Origin of the sequence: Phenylobacterium sp. (assembly GCF_037968635.1) — a bacterium.
Lineage (GTDB): Bacteria > Pseudomonadota > Alphaproteobacteria > Caulobacterales > Caulobacteraceae > Phenylobacterium.
In genome coordinates this window covers 1-15,095 of record NZ_JBBKVV010000058.1, presented here as the reverse complement: position 1 = coordinate 15,095, position 15,095 = coordinate 1, and the positions used below count along the sequence as shown (strand labels likewise).

11 protein-coding genes are annotated in these 15,095 nt (G+C 68.4%); 8 read left to right on the top strand and 3 right to left on the bottom strand.

Annotated elements, in window-relative coordinates:
- Window positions 1-25 precede the first annotated feature (25 nt).
- Window positions 26-661 (bottom strand): VOC family protein, encoded by a 636-nt coding sequence (locus AAC997_RS06250; RefSeq protein WP_340644827.1) that lies wholly within the window; start codon window positions 659-661, stop codon window positions 26-28.
- A 206-nt stretch (window positions 662-867) separates the two neighbouring features.
- Here AAC997_RS06250 and AAC997_RS06245 point away from each other — a divergent pair, with 206 nt between their 5' ends.
- From AAC997_RS06245 to AAC997_RS06225, 5 genes are read left to right on the top strand one after another with little or no spacing between them, the layout of a single operon-like run.
- Window positions 868-1,557, top strand: a complete 690-nt coding sequence (locus tag AAC997_RS06245; RefSeq protein ID WP_340644826.1) for a glutathione binding-like protein — start codon at window positions 868-870, stop codon at window positions 1,555-1,557.
- Window positions 1,554-2,165: a 2-hydroxychromene-2-carboxylate isomerase gene (locus AAC997_RS06240; protein WP_340644825.1), complete on the top strand. Its 612-nt coding sequence runs from the start codon at window positions 1,554-1,556 to the stop codon at window positions 2,163-2,165. The genes AAC997_RS06245 and AAC997_RS06240 overlap by 4 nt, the downstream gene beginning before the upstream one ends.
- The gene (locus AAC997_RS06235) at window positions 2,165-3,403 is read left to right on the top strand and encodes a serine hydrolase domain-containing protein (RefSeq protein WP_340644824.1); all 1,239 of its coding nucleotides are present in this window, start codon (window positions 2,165-2,167) and stop codon (window positions 3,401-3,403) included. Before AAC997_RS06240 ends, AAC997_RS06235 begins: the two co-directional genes overlap by 1 nt.
- Window positions 3,400-4,440 (top strand): amidohydrolase family protein, encoded by a 1,041-nt coding sequence (locus AAC997_RS06230; protein ID WP_340644823.1) that lies wholly within the window; start codon window positions 3,400-3,402, stop codon window positions 4,438-4,440. Before AAC997_RS06235 ends, AAC997_RS06230 begins: the two co-directional genes overlap by 4 nt.
- A complete protein-coding gene (locus AAC997_RS06225) occupies window positions 4,437-7,610 on the top strand; it encodes a glycoside hydrolase family 2 TIM barrel-domain containing protein (protein WP_340644822.1) in 3,174 nt (1,057 codons plus the stop codon). The genes AAC997_RS06230 and AAC997_RS06225 overlap by 4 nt, the downstream gene beginning before the upstream one ends.
- On the opposite strand, the gene AAC997_RS06220 is transcribed toward AAC997_RS06225, so the two are convergent.
- Window positions 7,607-8,389 (bottom strand): prolyl oligopeptidase family serine peptidase, encoded by a 783-nt coding sequence (locus AAC997_RS06220; protein WP_340644821.1) that lies wholly within the window; start codon window positions 8,387-8,389, stop codon window positions 7,607-7,609. The two genes, AAC997_RS06225 and AAC997_RS06220, sit on opposite strands and share 4 nt — an antisense overlap.
- Before the next feature lie 317 nt (window positions 8,390-8,706).
- Between AAC997_RS06220 and AAC997_RS06215 the strand changes: the two genes are divergently transcribed.
- The gene (locus tag AAC997_RS06215; RefSeq protein WP_340644820.1) at window positions 8,707-10,176 is read left to right on the top strand and encodes a DEAD/DEAH box helicase; all 1,470 of its coding nucleotides are present in this window, start codon (window positions 8,707-8,709) and stop codon (window positions 10,174-10,176) included.
- 72 nt (window positions 10,177-10,248) lie between these two features.
- Here the strand turns inward: AAC997_RS06215 and AAC997_RS06210 are convergent, their stop codons facing one another.
- Complete coding sequence (locus AAC997_RS06210) at window positions 10,249-11,865, bottom strand: POTRA domain-containing protein (RefSeq protein ID WP_340644819.1); 1,617 nt, start codon at window positions 11,863-11,865, stop codon at window positions 10,249-10,251.
- 155 nt (window positions 11,866-12,020) lie between these two features.
- On the opposite strand from AAC997_RS06210, the gene AAC997_RS06205 reads away from it, so the two are divergent.
- On the top strand, window positions 12,021-13,274 hold the full coding sequence (locus tag AAC997_RS06205; protein ID WP_340644818.1) for a FecR family protein: 1,254 nt from the start codon (window positions 12,021-12,023) through the stop codon (window positions 13,272-13,274).
- On the top strand, window positions 13,271-15,095 hold a 1,825-nt coding region (locus tag AAC997_RS06200; protein ID WP_340644817.1), incomplete at its 3' end, for a CHASE2 domain-containing protein. The genes AAC997_RS06205 and AAC997_RS06200, both read left to right, overlap by 4 nt.

Sequence of the window (15,095 nt, the reverse complement as noted above, 5' to 3'; positions counted from 1 at the left end):
CGCGGGCCTCGGCAGGAAATGCAAGTCAGCGCAGGCCGCCGAAGGCGATGAGGTTTCCGTCCGGGTCCTTCACCACGAACCCCTGTGAACCCCAGGTCTCCTTGCGAAACGCCTGGTGGAAGGGCGCGCCGGCGGCCTTGAACTCCAGATAGAGGGCCTTGGGGTTGTCGACGTCGATGCTGGCGGAATGGAGGTCTTCACGTTCGCGGATATCGCCGACAAACACCGGCTCGCGGACATAGCGCACCTGGATGCGGGCGCCGTCGCGGACCACCATCCCGTAGAAGGGCGGCTCGCCGTAGAGGTAGGCCACCCGGAACCCCAGGACCTCGACGTAGAAGGCGATGGCGGCGGCCATGTCAGCGACGAAGACGGTGGAGGTGTTGGCGCCCAACAGGGGCGCGGGCGTGGTCCACTTCGGCGCGTCCGAGGCCTCTTGATGAGAGGCCTTCAAGGCGGCCCAGGTGTCGAATCCGTTCTCGCGGGCGATGATCTCCTGGGCCTGGGCCAAGGTGAAATCGGCGGCCAGGATCTCGGCGTCGGTCAGGTTGGCGAAGCGGGGCAGGCCCTTGCGCAGACGCTCGGCGACCGTGTGCTGGCCGTCGCGGCGCCAGCGGACGAGCTGCTTGGCGTGCTTTTTCAGAGTGTCGAGCTGGGTCATGGGCGCGTTCCTGCGAGTGGGGGTTCGTAGGCGGGCCATGCCCTTTCGGCCGTCATGGCCGATGCGCCCTACAGGAACGGTGGAAATGCTGCGACTGGACCCGATTTCTGTCAAGCGTGGGGCAAATGACGCGGGGTGACGGTGGCGTCGCGCGACAGGGCGGGTAGTCTGCGGGTAAGGCCCCTTGAGAGGCCCGGGAGACGCCGGTGATCCACCTCTACTATGCCGCCACGCCCAACGGCTGGAAGATCAGCATCATGCTGGAGGAGTGCGGCCTGCCCTACACCGTCCACCCGGTGAACCTGGGGCGCGGCGAGCAGTTCGCACCCGACTTCCTGAAGCTCAGCCCCAACAACCGCATCCCGGCCATGGTGGACCAGGATCCGGCCGACGGCGGGGCGCCGATCCCGATCTTCGAGACCGGCGCGATCCTGGTCTATCTGGCCGAGAAGACCGGGCGCTTCCTGCCCGCCGACCTGCGGGGCCGTTCGGCGGTGATGCAGTGGCTGATGTGGCAGGTGGGGGGCCTAGGCCCAATGCTGGGCCAGAACGGCCACTTCAAGCTCTACGCGCCGGAGAAGATCGCCTACGCCATCGACCGCTATGAGCGGGAGGCCGCCCGCCTCTATCGTGTGCTGGACGGCCAGCTCGGACGGACCGGCGCCTATGTGGCGGGCGAGGCCTACTCCATCGCCGACATGGCCTGCTTCCCCTGGCTGATCACCCACAAGGCGCAGGGCTTCACCCTGGACGACTATCCGCACATCAAGCGCTGGTTCGCCACGGTGCGGGCGCGGCCCGGCGTGGTGGCCGGGACCGCCGTGGGCCGCATGGCGCGGCCCGGCGAGATGGACGCGCAGACCAAGCAGAACCTCTTTGGGATCACCGCGACATGATCGAGTGCTTCTTCGACTGCTCCAGCCCCTGGACCTATCTGGCCTTCCACAACCTGCAGCCGATGGCCGCCGAACTGGGGGTGGAGATCGACTGGCGGCCGATCCTGGTGGGGGGCATCTTCAACACCGTGAACCCCTCGGTCTATGAGCAGCGGGCGACGCCGGTGCCGGCCAAGGCGCGCTACATGAAGAAGGACCTGGACGACTGGGCGCGGCACTCCGGCATCGCCATCACCTTCCCGCCCAAGGTGTTCCCGGTGAACAGCGTCAAGGCCATGCGCGGCTGCATCTGGCTCGCGCCGCAGGGCAAGCTGGTTCCCTTCGCCGACGCGGTCTTCAAGGCCTATTGGAGCGACAACCAGGACATCTCGCAGGACGCCGTGCTGGCCGGGGTCTGCGAGAGCCTCGGCGTCGATCCGGCCGCCTTCCTGGCCGGGATCGCCGAGCCGGCGGTCAAGGACCAGCTGCGGTTCAACACCGAGGAGGTGGTCGCCCGCGGCGGCTTCGGCTCGCCGACCCTCTTCGTGAACAGGACCGACATGTATTTCGGCAACGACCGCCTGCCGCTGATCCGCGACGCGGTCCTGGCCGCCAAGGAACCCGCCTGATGCCCAACCGTGACCTGACCCCCTCGACCCCCGCTGAGGCCGGTCTGTCCAGCGCCGGGCTGACCGCCATCGACGCCTATCTCCAGGGCCTGGTGGATAAGGGCGTGGCCGCCGGCTACGTCACCCTGACCGCCCGCCACGGCCACATCGCTCACGTCAGCGCGATCGGCATGAAGGACATCGCCAAGGGCGAGCCGATAGCGCTCGACACCATGTTCCGCATCTTCTCCATGACCAAGCCGGTGACCGCGGTGGCCATGATGATTCTGCACGACCAGGGCCTGTGGTCGCCCGACGATCCGATCGAGAAACACCTGCCGGCCTTCGCGGGCGCCAAGGTGTTCGGCGGCCTGGGCGACGACGGCGAGCCGATCCTGATCCCCGCCGACCATCCCCCGACCCTGCGCGAGCTGCTGACCCATACCGCCGGCCTGACCTATGGCCGCGAGCCGATGGGGGGCCTTGAGAAACTGTACGAGGCCGCCGACGTCTGGCGCTCGGCCGACCTGGCGGAGATGGGCGCCAAGCTGGGGGCCCTACCCCTGGCCTACCAGCCGGGCAGCAGGTGGGTCTATTCCCTGGCCATGGACGTCCAGGGGGCGATCATCGAGAAGCTGTCGGGCCAGACCCTGCCGGCCTTCATGCAGGAAAAGATCTTCGGGCCCCTGGGCATGGTGGACACCGCCTTCCACACCCCGCCGGAGAAGAAGAGCCGGCTGGCCACCCTCTACCGCACCAGCAAGAGCCGGGGCCTGGTGGCCCTGGAGGGCAACCCGTTGTTGCGGGACTACGACGAGCCGCCGGCCCTGGCCTCGGGCGGCGGCGGTCTGGTCTCCACGGCCGGCGACTATGCCCGCTTCGCCCAGATGCTGGCCAATGGCGGTGAGTTCGCGGGCCAGCGCATCGTCAGCCAGGCGGCGGTGAAACAGATGATGACCAACCAGCTCTCCGACGAGCTGCTGGAGGCGCGCTTCGGCGTCGGCCTGCAGCAACTGCGTCCCGGCTTCGGGTTCGGCTACAACGGCGTGGTGTTCACCGACCCGGCGAAGGCGGCGATACCCGCCGGGCTCGGGACCTATCACTGGGACGGCGCGGCGGGGACCTGGTTCTGGGTCGATCCCACCAACGACCTGATCTTCGTCGGCATGGTGCAGCTGCTCTCTGAGACCGCCCCGGCCTGCCAGGCCAAGACCCAGACCCTGATGGCCGACGCCATCCTGCAGGAAGTCCACTCATGAGCCGCGAGACCATCCTCGAGCCCGACCTGCCGATCGTCGATCCGCACCACCACCTGTGGGAACGGCCTGCGGCCATGATGGCCGCCCTGCCCCCGCCCAAGCACGGGTTCGAGCACGTGACGCGCCGCGTGCCGCGCTACCTGTTCCCGGAACTGCTGGCCGACATGACCTGCGGCCACAACGTCAAGGCCACCGTCTACATGGAGTGCGGCTCCATGTACCGGCGCAGCGCCAGCCCGGCGATGCGGCCGGTAGGCGAGACCGAGTTCGTGAACGGTGTCGCGGCCATGTCGGCCAGCGGCCTCTATGGGGATGTCCTGGCCTGCGCCGGGATCGTCGGCCATGCCGACTGCAACCTCGGCGGGGCGGTACTTGAGGTGCTGGAGGCCCACATCGCCGCCGGTGGCGGACGCTTCCGCGGCATCCGGCAGAGCGCCTCCTCCGATCCCGACAAGGACGTGCTCGGCCCGTTGGCCCGGCAGGAGGGCGGCCTCTACATGTCGGCCAAGTTCCGCGAGGGGTTCGCCCAGTTGGCGCCGCTCGGCCTCTCCTTCGACGCCTGGATGCTGGAGCCGCAGCTTCCGGACCTGATCGACCTGGCCAAGGCCTTCCCCGAAACCCAGATCATCCTGGACCACGTCGGCACGCCGCTGGGCATCGCCAGCTATGCCGGCAAGCGGGAGGAGCGATTCCCGATCTGGAAGGCGAATATCCTGAAGCTGGCGGCCCTGCCCAATGTGGCGGTGAAGCTGGGCGGGCTGGCCATGGTGTTCCCGGGCTTCTCCTCCTTCATGTCCGATCCGCCCACCTCGTCGGAGGCCCTGGCGGCGGAGTGGAGGCCCTATATCGAAACCTGCATCGAGGCGTTCGGGCCAGAGCGCGGCATGTTCGAGAGCAACTTCCCGGTCGACATCGGCAGCTGCGACTACGACGTGCTGTGGAACGCCTTCAAGGTCCTGACCAAGGGCGCCTCGGCGGCGGAGAAGACCGCGCTCTATTCCGGCACGGCCACCAAGATCTACCGCCTCGACCTGTGAAAGAGCTGCTGTTCCAAGGAACGACCCGGACCTGGGTCCATCCCGAGACCGTCTCCGTCGGTCGCCTGCCCGCCCGCGCCAGCTTCACACCCTATGGCGATGGCGAGAGCGCCTTGGCGCGCGGCCCTTCCCCCTTCGTCCGCTCGCTGAACGGCGACTGGAAGTTCACGCTGGCCGACCGGCCCGAGGCGATCCCGGCGGACTTCGTCGCGCGATCGTTCGACGACACGGCCTGGGGCCAGCTCCCCGTGCCGTCCAACTGGACGATGCATGGCCACGACCGCCCCCACTACACCAACGTCCAGATGCCCTTTCCCCTGGCCGCGCCCAATGTGCCCGACGAGAACCCGACCGGCCTCTACCGCACAGCCTTCGAGGTTCCGGCTGGCTGGGACGGGCGGCGGATCGTGCTGCGGATCGGGGCCGCGGAAAGCGTGCTCTACGTCTGGGTCAACGGCGTGGCGGTGGGGATGGGCAAGGACAGCCGCCTGCCGCAGGACTTCGACATCACCAGCCTTGTCACGTCGGGCGCGAAAAACCTGCTGGCCTGCGCCGTCGTGAAGTGGTCGGACGCCTCCTACATCGAGGACCAGGACCAGTGGTGGATGGGGGGCATCCACCGCGACGTGGAGCTGATCGCCAGCGCCCCCACCCACATCGCCGACGTCTTCGCCCGCGCCGGGCTGGAGGACGACTACGTCACCGGCACGCTGGGCGTCACCGTGAAGCTGGGCTTCCCGGGCGAGCCCGACAACGGCTGGGAGGTTGAGGTCCAGCTCTATGACGGCGAGGTTCCCGTCCTTGATGCGCCCCTGCGCAAGAAGGTCTGGTCCGCGGTGAAGGGACACAGTCCGTATCGCCCCGCCCTTGGCCAGGTGACTCTGGAAACCGTCGTGCCCGCCGCCCGCCGATGGTCGTCCGAGACGCCGAACCTCTACACCCTGGTGGTCACCCTGCACCGCGGCGACGGCCCGGCGGTGGAGGCCACCAGCGTCCGCGTCGGCTTCCGCCGCGTGGAGCTGGGCGACCGCGAGCTGCTGATTAACGGCAAGCCTGTGCTGATCGCCGGCATGAACCGCCACGAGCACCACCCGACCCGAGGCAAGGCCATCACCCGGGAGGACATGCTGGCCGACGTGCTGCTGATGAAGCAATTCAACGTCAATGCCGTGCGCACCAGCCACTATCCGAACCACGAGGCCTGGTACGACCTCTGCGACGAATACGGCCTCTATCTGGTGGACGAGGCCGATATCGAGAGCCACGACTTCCTGCACAGCCTCTGCCGCGACCCCCGCTACGCCAGCCAGTTCCTGGAGCGGGGCCTGCGCATGGTGGAGCGGGACAAGAACCATCCCAGCGTCATCCTCTGGTCCCTGGGCAATGAGAGCGGCTACGGCCCCAACCACGACGGCATGGCCGGCTGGATCCGCCAGTACGATCCCTCCCGGCCCCTGCACTATGAGGGCGCCATCTGGGGCTGGGACCCCAGCGCGGCCCTGCAGCATATCGTGGCGGCGGGGGGGCTGAAGGCCGGCGGGGCGCCCGGCGCCATGGCCAGCGACATCGTCTGTCCCATGTATCCGCCCATCGAGAACATCGTGGCCTGGGCCAAGACCAACGACCCAGCCGACCGGCGGCCAATGATCCTGTGTGAATATTCCCACGCCATGGGCAATTCCAACGGCAGCCTCTCGGACTACTGGGAGGCCTTCGAAAGCCACCACGGCCTGCAGGGCGGCTTCATCTGGGAGTGGGCGGACCACGGGCTCCTGAAGCAAACCCCAGACGGCCGGCCGTTCATGGCCTATGGCGGCGACTTCGGCGACACCCCCAACGACCTCAACTTCTGCTGCGACGGCATCGTCGGCGCCGACCGCGTGCCGCACCCGGCGCTCTGGGAGTTCAAGACCCTGGCCCAGCCGGTTGCTGTGGCCTGGGGTGGCGAACGGCTGGCGGTCACCAACAAGCGGGATTTCACGACGCTCGAGGACCTCGCCGGGACCTGGGCGCTGGAGGTCGACGGGCGCGTTGTGGCCGAGGGCAAGTTGCCCAGGCTGACCACCACGCCGGGCGAGACCGAGGTCCTGTCGCTCGACCTACCCAAACCCGACATCGAGCTTGGCCAGGAAGCCTTCCTCAGGGTTCGGTTCGCTCTGGCGCAGGCTACGCCTTGGGCTGCGGCGGGACACGAACTGGCCTGGGCGCAACTGCCGGTCAGTCTGCCCGTGAAGGCGAGCAGGCCCGCGGAGCGGCTGACCGGAACCCTGGTGCTGGCGCAGACCGACGAGACCGTGCGTGTCAGCGGCGAGGGCTTCGAGGTCGTGTTCTCCAAGGCCTCGGGAACCCTGGATCGCTATCTCTGGCGCAACCATCCGCTGGTGCTGGAGGGACCCCGCCTGCAGGTCTGGCGCGGCGCCACCGATAATGACGGGATCAAGGGCTGGTCGAACCAGGAGGCCAAGCCGCTGGGACAATGGTTGGCGGCGGGGCTGGACGGCCTGGTTCCTCGCAAGGCGAAGGTCGAGGTCTCCGAGGCGGCCGGCAGCGTGGTGGTGACCGTCACTCAGGCCTGGGCCAGCGCCAGTCTTCCTCAGGCCATCGGCCATCGCCAGGACTACAAGATCACGGCGGATGGCCGGATCGCCGTGACCAACCGCTTTGACGTCGACGCGGCCCTGCCAGACCTGCCGCGTCTCGGCGTCACCCTGGCCCTGCCCGAGGGTTTCGAGCGGCTGGCCTGGTTCGGGTGCGGGCCTGGCGACACCTATGTCGACCGCAAGGCCGCCGGCTGGATCGGGCGGTTCGAGGGCACGGTGAGCGGCCAGTACGTGCCCTATGTCCTGCCTCAGGAGCACGGGAACAAGACCGACCTGCGATGGATGGCGGTGGAGGGGGCCGAGGCGGGGCTGGTGTTCGTGGCGTCCTGCGAGGGGTCGGCCAGCCACTTCACCCCCGCCGACCTGTTCGCCGCGACCCACACCACCGACCTGACGCCGAGGGCGGAAACCTGGGTCAACCTCGATATCCGTCAGCGCGGTCTGGGCACGGCGAGTTGCGGGCCCGACACCCTCGACCGCTACAAGATCGGCGGCGGTGTCCACGTCCTGACCTACGAGATGCGGCCCTATGCGGCCGGCGACGATCCCGGCGTGGTGGCGCGCGGCTAGCGGCGTTGGGCGAAGAGCCAGTCCCGCCAGTCCCGGGCCGCCAGCATGTCTGGCGGGACGCGGTGATCCATGCCGTCATAGACGATGACCCGCGGGTGGCCGCCCGCCCTCGCCATCGCCTGGGCCCAGGCCTGGTCCGGGGCATAGGGGTTCTCGGTGTCGGCGGTCCCGTGCACCAGCATCATGGGGGTGGCGGCGAGCCTGGCAGCCCGATCCCGGGGTGGCGGGACCGGGGAGAAGGCCACGGCGGCGGCGAACAGATCCGGCTTCAGCAGCAGCGCCTGCAGGGCCGCCGAGCCGCCCATCGAGAAGCCGACCAGATAGATCCGCGAACGGTCCACCGGCAGGCGGGTGGCCATATCCTCGACCAGGGCGAGGATCGCCGGCAGGGACGATCCCGGCCGCGAAGCCAGCAGGCCGTCGGCGTCCGGCTGGTAGTCGGCGCTGCGGGTCGGCGCCTGGGGCACGGCGACATAGGCGTCCAGGTCCGCCAGGGCGGGCTCGGCCCAGGCTCGGGCGAAGACACCAAGTTGGCTGAGGTTATCGCTCCCGATAGCCCCTGATCCGTGCAGGACCAACACCAGGGGATGGCGGCCTGGCCCGGGCGGCGTCAGCAGCCGGTAGGGAAGACCGTCATAGGTCTGCGCAGCGAAGCGGCCTTCGAGGCCCGCGCTCAGGGTCGGCGGCGCCGCATCTGCGAAGGGCCGGGTTTCCACGCGCTGGGCGTGAGCGCCGGAGGCGAACGCCAGGACGACCGTCAAAACCAGGGCGCGGATCATCGGAATCCCTACGGCGAAAGGGCGTTGCGGCCTTCATAGCTAATGGCGACGTTCGGGCCAATCCCGCCAGCTTGGCCATATTCGGTTGACTTCCAGGGCATCCCGGCGCATAGGAGCCCCGCGCTGCAGCAATTCGCGGCGCTATGGCGCTCCAGCCGCGTGATGGGATTTACGAAGGTCCCAGCCTGTCGAGCGCCGAAAGAGATCGCATAGATCGCCCCGCCACGCGGGGGCTTTCCACAAATGACCCGCGTCTTCGCGACCCTCGCCCCCGGCGAGCGGCCGCATTCGGCGCATATGTGAAAGATACATACGTTTTGACCAAGTTCACCGACTTCGGCCTCGCTCAACCTCTGCTGAAGGCCCTGGCCGACGAAGGCTACACCACCCCCACCCCGATCCAGACCCAGGCCATTCCCGGCGTCATGACCGGCAAGGACCTGCTGGGCATCGCCCAGACCGGCACCGGCAAGACCGCCGCCTTCGCCCTGCCGATCCTGCATCGCCTGGCCGCCGACCGTAAGCCCGCGCCGCGTCGCGGCTGCCGCGTGCTGGTTCTGTCCCCCACCCGTGAACTCGCCACCCAGATCGGCGAGAGCTTCAAGACCTATGGCAAGCATCTGGGCGTCTCCGTCGCCGTCGTGTTCGGCGGCGTGAAGTACGGCGGCCAGATGCGCGCGCTCGCCGGCGGCGTCGACGTGCTGGTGGCCACCCCTGGCCGACTGATCGACCACCTGGGCGAGAAGACCATCACCCTGCAGGGCGTCGAGATCTTCGTCCTCGACGAAGCCGACCAGATGCTGGACATGGGCTTCATCCTGCCCATCCGCCGGATCGTGAAGTATCTGCCCAAGGAACGGCAGAACCTGTTCTTCTCCGCCACCATGCCCACCGAGATCGGCAAGCTGGCCGGCGAACTGCTCAACCCCAACCCGCTGAAGGTCTCGGTCACCCCGCAGGCCACCACCGTGGAACGGGTCGACCAGAAGGTGATCTTCGTCGAAACCGCCCGCAAGCGCGCCCTGCTCTGTGAACTGTTCGCCGAGAAGAACTTCAAGCGCGTCATCGTCTTCACCCGCACCAAGCGCGGCGCCGACCGGGTCGCCAAGTCCCTGGAAGCCGCCGGCGTCGAAGCCGCGGCCATCCATGGCGACAAGAGCCAGGGCCAGCGGGAACGCGCGCTGGCCGCCTTCAAGGCCGGTGACGTCCGCGCCCTGGTGGCCACCGACATCGCCGCCCGCGGCATCGACGTCGACGCCGTGACCCACGTCGTGCAGTACGAACTGCCCAACGTGCCGGAGAGCTACGTCCACCGGATCGGCCGTACGGCCCGCGCCGGGGCCGGCGGTTCGGCCGTGGCCTTCTGCGCCGACGACGAACGCAACCTGCTGCGCGACATCCAGAAGGTGACGCGCCAGAACATCCCCACCGAGGAACGCCGCGGCGACCGCGCCCTTATGGTCATGACGCAAGCCATGCCTGAAGTGGCCGCCGAGCGGGCCGAGGCCGGACGCAAGAACCACGGTGGCGACCGCAACGGCGCCGGCGGAACCCGCAAGCCGCAGAACCGCAGCGACCTGCCGGGCGGCCTGCGCGCGCAACGCAATCGTCCCGCCAAGGGTCACGGCGGCGGCAACGGCGGCGGCGGCGGCGATCGCCACCCTCACGGCGCCCGCACCAGCGGCGAGCGCGCGTCCACCACCCCCATCAGCCAAGCGGCCTTCAAAGGCCCCAAGCGCGAAGGCGCCTCCGCGGCCCCGGCCAAGCGCTGGAGCCCCATCGATTAGGCTGACGAGCTGGCCGATCTGAAAATACACAACGCCCCGTGGCTCAGCCGCGGGGCGTTTTGCTGTCGGTCCCTAGAACCGCGTCGAGAGCGCGAAGAATGGCCGCCAGGTCTTCTTGCGGCGTTCAAAGGGTGTGCGGGTCAGGGGCCGGGCGGCCTCGATGGTGAAGGTTGCACGGTCGCCCACGCGGGCGCGGACGCCACCACCGGTGGAGGCGAGGTCGGCGTCACCGCCCGTCCGCTTCAGATTCCACACCTTGCCTGCGTCGAAGAAGCCGTAGGCCTGCAGGAAGCTGAACGGCCCCCGCTTGGGGGCGAAGCCGGCGCGCAGTTCGGCCGAGCCCGCCACCCCCTGGTCGCCGCCGATCTCCGCGTAATTGTAGCCCCGCCCGTAGGGAGCCCCGCCGACCACAAACTCCTCCGAAGATAGCAGGCGGTCTGGCGACCACTGCCCCTGGGCGGAGAGGAAGAGGCCCGTCCTGGGCCCGAGGTCACGATAGTGCGAGCCGTGGACATTGACCTTCACGAACCGTCGCGAGGCGTCAGCGCGCGACAGGCCCTCGCCAGGCTGGCTGCCGGGCTGGCCGCGCTGGCCGGCCGAGACCTGGGCGAACAGATTGCTGGACCGTCCGGGCCCGTTCGTGTCGGCGTTGAAGGCGCCGCGAAGCACCACGACGTTATCGGCGTAGCCGCCGGTGTCGGTCCAATCCTGTTCAATGTGCCGCGCCTGCAGGGTGGCCTGGGCCCAGGCGTTGACGCGCCGGTTCCGCTTCACGGGTTTCAGGTAGCTGACGCTCGCAGCGACGCTCTGGCTGCCGACATCGGCTGAGAGGGGGTTGGCGCCGTCGCGGGCCTTGGCGACGCCGATCGAGCCGCGCAGCCGCGAGCCGTCGCCGCCGAGCGGGGTGGAGTAGCTCACCTCCCCATAGGCATAGGCGTGCGGATCATTGGGAACCGTCAACACCGCCAGGGCGAGCTGGTCGCCCGGACGTATCGCGGAGTTCTTGGCCGCCCGCGCATAGGCCTGCCAGGGACCACTGGTCTTGGAGCCGCGGTTATCGACATAGGTGGAGACGGCCAGGGGCTTGAGGCTGGCGACGGCCACCAGGCGGTGCCGGGCCGGATCTTCCAGGACCGGCTCGAGCTCGGTCTTGATCTGGATGCCAGGTTCATCACCGGCCAGGCTGAGGCGCCGCTCAAGCTCGGACAGGCGCAGGGGACGAAGCTCGGACAGACCTTTGAGATAGGGGGAGGCGGCCGGGGCGCCGATGCCCGTCAGGTCCACGGCGCTGATATAGCCCTCGTAGATGCGTATCCGCGCGACGCCCGTTGCGGGCGACTGAGGCGGGACAACCGCGCGGGACAGGAAATAGCCGTCCGCCCGGTACTTGTCCGTGATCGCCGTGGCGATGGTTACGAGATCAGCGGTGCTCACCTCGCGGGTGAGATAGGCCTGATAGAGCGGCGCGAGATCGCCGGGCTTGTAGACGGTCAGGCCTTCGAGGCTGACGGCGTTGAGCTGGAAGCAGCCGCTGTCTGGCCTGCCGCACGCCGTCTCCGGAGCCACGTCATCCTGTGGCCAGGCCAAGACAGGGAGTGACAGGAACATGGCCGCCGCGATCAGCATGGCCCCACGGACAGGCCAGTCCGCTGAGCGCCACGCCCCTGAACCCGACCACGCCAACGCCATGCCCACCTTCGAAACACCAAGTCCTTTCGTGACCGAACATGGTGAACGAGACCCTAATGCCCGGAATTTTTCTTCCACCTTAGCAAAGGCTTAGCCACGGTCAGGCCAATTGTGACAACCGGGCCAGTTTTTCGACCCACAATTTGGGGTTACCCATGCGCTGCAAGTCCCTCCTCTTCGCCTGTTCGGTCCTTGCCTTCGCGAGCTCGGCTCAGGCTGCGGAGTGGCGACTGGTCGAGGTCAATGGCACGGTCCGCATCGCCGTCCCGGGGGCCGAAGCGGCTCCGGCGAGGTTGAACCAGGCGGTGCCTACGGGCTCCAGCATCACCACCACGCTCGGCGCTCGGGCGGCCCTCGACAATGGGCTGCAGCACATTGTCGTAGGTCCCAACAGCCGGATGACCGTGGCGCCCGACTCCGGCGGCTTCACGCGAGTGATGCAGGATCTCGGCGCGGTGATGTTCAAGGTCGACAAACAGAAGGCGCCGCACTTCCGCGTGGACACGCCCCTGCTGGCGGCCATCGTCAAGGGCACCACCTTCACCGTGGTGGTGGGCCCGCAGGCGGACTCGGTCAACGTGGCTGAGGGTCTGGTGGAGGTTCGCTCCAACGCCACGGATATGGCCGGAGATGTCCCGGCTGGCTCTACTGGAGCGGTGGCGCGCGATGCGCCCCAATCGGTGCAGGTCACCGGGACGATGGCGCCCACCAGCGGGGAAGCCCCGGCGGTAAAGATCGAGCCGCTGGACTACAAGGTCGTGTCTGGCGGGTTGGTGGACTCCGGCGCTCCGACGATGATGTCGGGCGCTACCGTCGTTGTCGCGTCTGGCAACGCATCTTCGGAGTCGCCCGCTGGGGAGGCTGGAACCCGCGCGACGCCCGCGTTCGAGATCACCCAGAACGACCGGCCACCTCAAGCCGCGTTCATCGGTGCGGCCAATGGAGGTCACACTTCGGAAACCGCTGGAGGGAACGCCAACTTGAACGCGGGCGAACACGCCGGCGGCAATGGGAATACCGGCAACGGGAACGACGGCAGCTCGACCGAGGCCGGGACCTCCACGGCCAACGGCAATGGAAACAACGGCAACAGCAATGGCTCGAACGTGACCGGAAACGCCACGGTCAGCACCAATGGCAACAGCAACGGGAATGGCAACGGTAGCGCCTCGGTCGACGCTGGGACCACCACTGCCGCTAACGGCAACGGCAACGGCAACGGCAACGGCAACGGCAACGGCTCGAACGTGACCGGAAACGCCACGGTCAGCACCAATGGGAACGGGAACGGCAACGGCAATGGGGGTTCGAACGGTGTTGTCCCGGGCGTCATCGCCACCGTTGACGGCCTGGTCGGCGGCGTGACCGAGGGACTTCTGGGCGGTGGCAAGGGGCGTGGCCCGAAGTGATCCGACCGCGCGATCTGATCAGACGGCTACGGCGGCAAGCCGGCCTGGCCGCTGTCGCCGCCGGCGTCGCGCTCGCCATGCTGAGTGGGATGCTCACGCCGATCGAAGACGGCCTAGCCACCCTGCGGTTCAAGGCGTTGCAACGCGCGCCCAGTCACCAGATCACCGTCGTCGAGATTGACGTTCCCAGCCTGCGGGCGGCCGGGCGCTGGCCCTGGGGGCGAGACCGGTTCGCCACGGCCATCGGCAATCTGCAGGCGGCGGGCGCCAAGGTGGTGGCCTTTGACGTCGACTTCAGCGCCACCGCCACCTCGGCCACGGACGCGGCCCTGGCCGACGCCATCGCGGCTCGGCCCGGCTCCGTCATCCTGCCGACCTTCGTCCAACCGGTACGAGGGGCCGACGGCAGGTCCAGCATGGTGGAAACCTCGCCACTGCGGGGGCTCTCCACCGAAGCCCTGCTCGCCAGCGTGAACATTCCGGTGGACGCCGATGGCCGCGTGCGTCGCTACACCTATGGCTTCGGCGCCGACGAGACCTATCGCCCCTCCATGGGCGCCTCCTTGGCTCAGACACCCCTGCAGCGGCGTGACAGCTTCCTGATCGACTATGGCGCTCGGGTGCGCGAGATCGATCACCTGAGCTTTCAAGACGTCTACCGCAACCGGTTCGATCCGAAGCTGGTGCGGGGACGGTCCATCCTGATCGGGGCCACCGCCCTGGAGCTAGGCGATGAGTTCGCGACACCGCAGGCCGGCACGGTGAACGGGGTCTATATCCACGCCCTGGCCTTCGAGAACCTCACCAGCGGCCGAGCCCTGATGACGCCGCCGGCCTGGATGACCTTCGCCCTCGCCTGCCTGCTGATCCTGTTCCTGCGCGCCGACCGGGACGCCTCCCTTGGAGCTCTGACGCGCCGGCACACCGCCGTTGGAGTCGGCCTGCTCACCCTGCCGATCCTGTTGCAAAACCTGGCCCCGGTCAGCCCATCTGTCGCGCCCCTGGTGGCGGCCCAAATCCTCTGCCTGCTGTGGGCCACACGGGTCGAACTCGCCCGCCGGGCCCGGTCGATTGTCGCCGAGCGTGAGGCCGGCCTGTTGCACCTGGCCCTGCACGAACCGGAAACCGGCCTTCCCAACCGCAGAGCCCTGCTGACCGAAATCGCGAACCAGATGCAGCGCGAGGACGGCGGCGCCCTGGCCGTGGTGGCCATCGGCATCGACCGCTACCCCACCATGCGCGGCGCGGTCGGCTACAGCCTTTCCAACCTGATCGTTCGCGGCGTGGCTGCCCGCCTGGAGGCGGTCTGCTGCGACAGCCGGGTCGCCCACCTCTCGACGTCGGTCCTCGGGCTGGTCCTGCAACGCGCCGACGCCGCCACCCTGATCGCCGACCTGAGGCGGCTCGAAAACCTGGATCCCGGCCACGAGGTCGCTGGCCACCCGGTCGACGCCTTCATCAAGCTGGGCGTGGCCCGGCAGATCAGCCCTCAGGACGATGCTGAACGGCTCTTGGAAAACGCCGCCCTGGCCCTGGACGAAGCCCGACGTCAGAACCGCCGCGTGATCACCTATCAAGCCGACGCCTATGCCGATCCCTCCCTCAACCTGGCTCTGATGAGCGAGATGCGCCGGGGCCTGCACGCCGGCGACCTGAGCTTGCACTACCAACCGAAAGTGACCACCGCCGATGGCGAGGTGCATGGCGTCGAGGCCCTGATCCGCTGGAAGCACCCCCTGCGGGGCGCCATCCCGCCCGACAGCTTCATCGGCATCGCCGAGGAAACGGGCAATATCCGCGAGCTGACCGAGTGGACCCTGG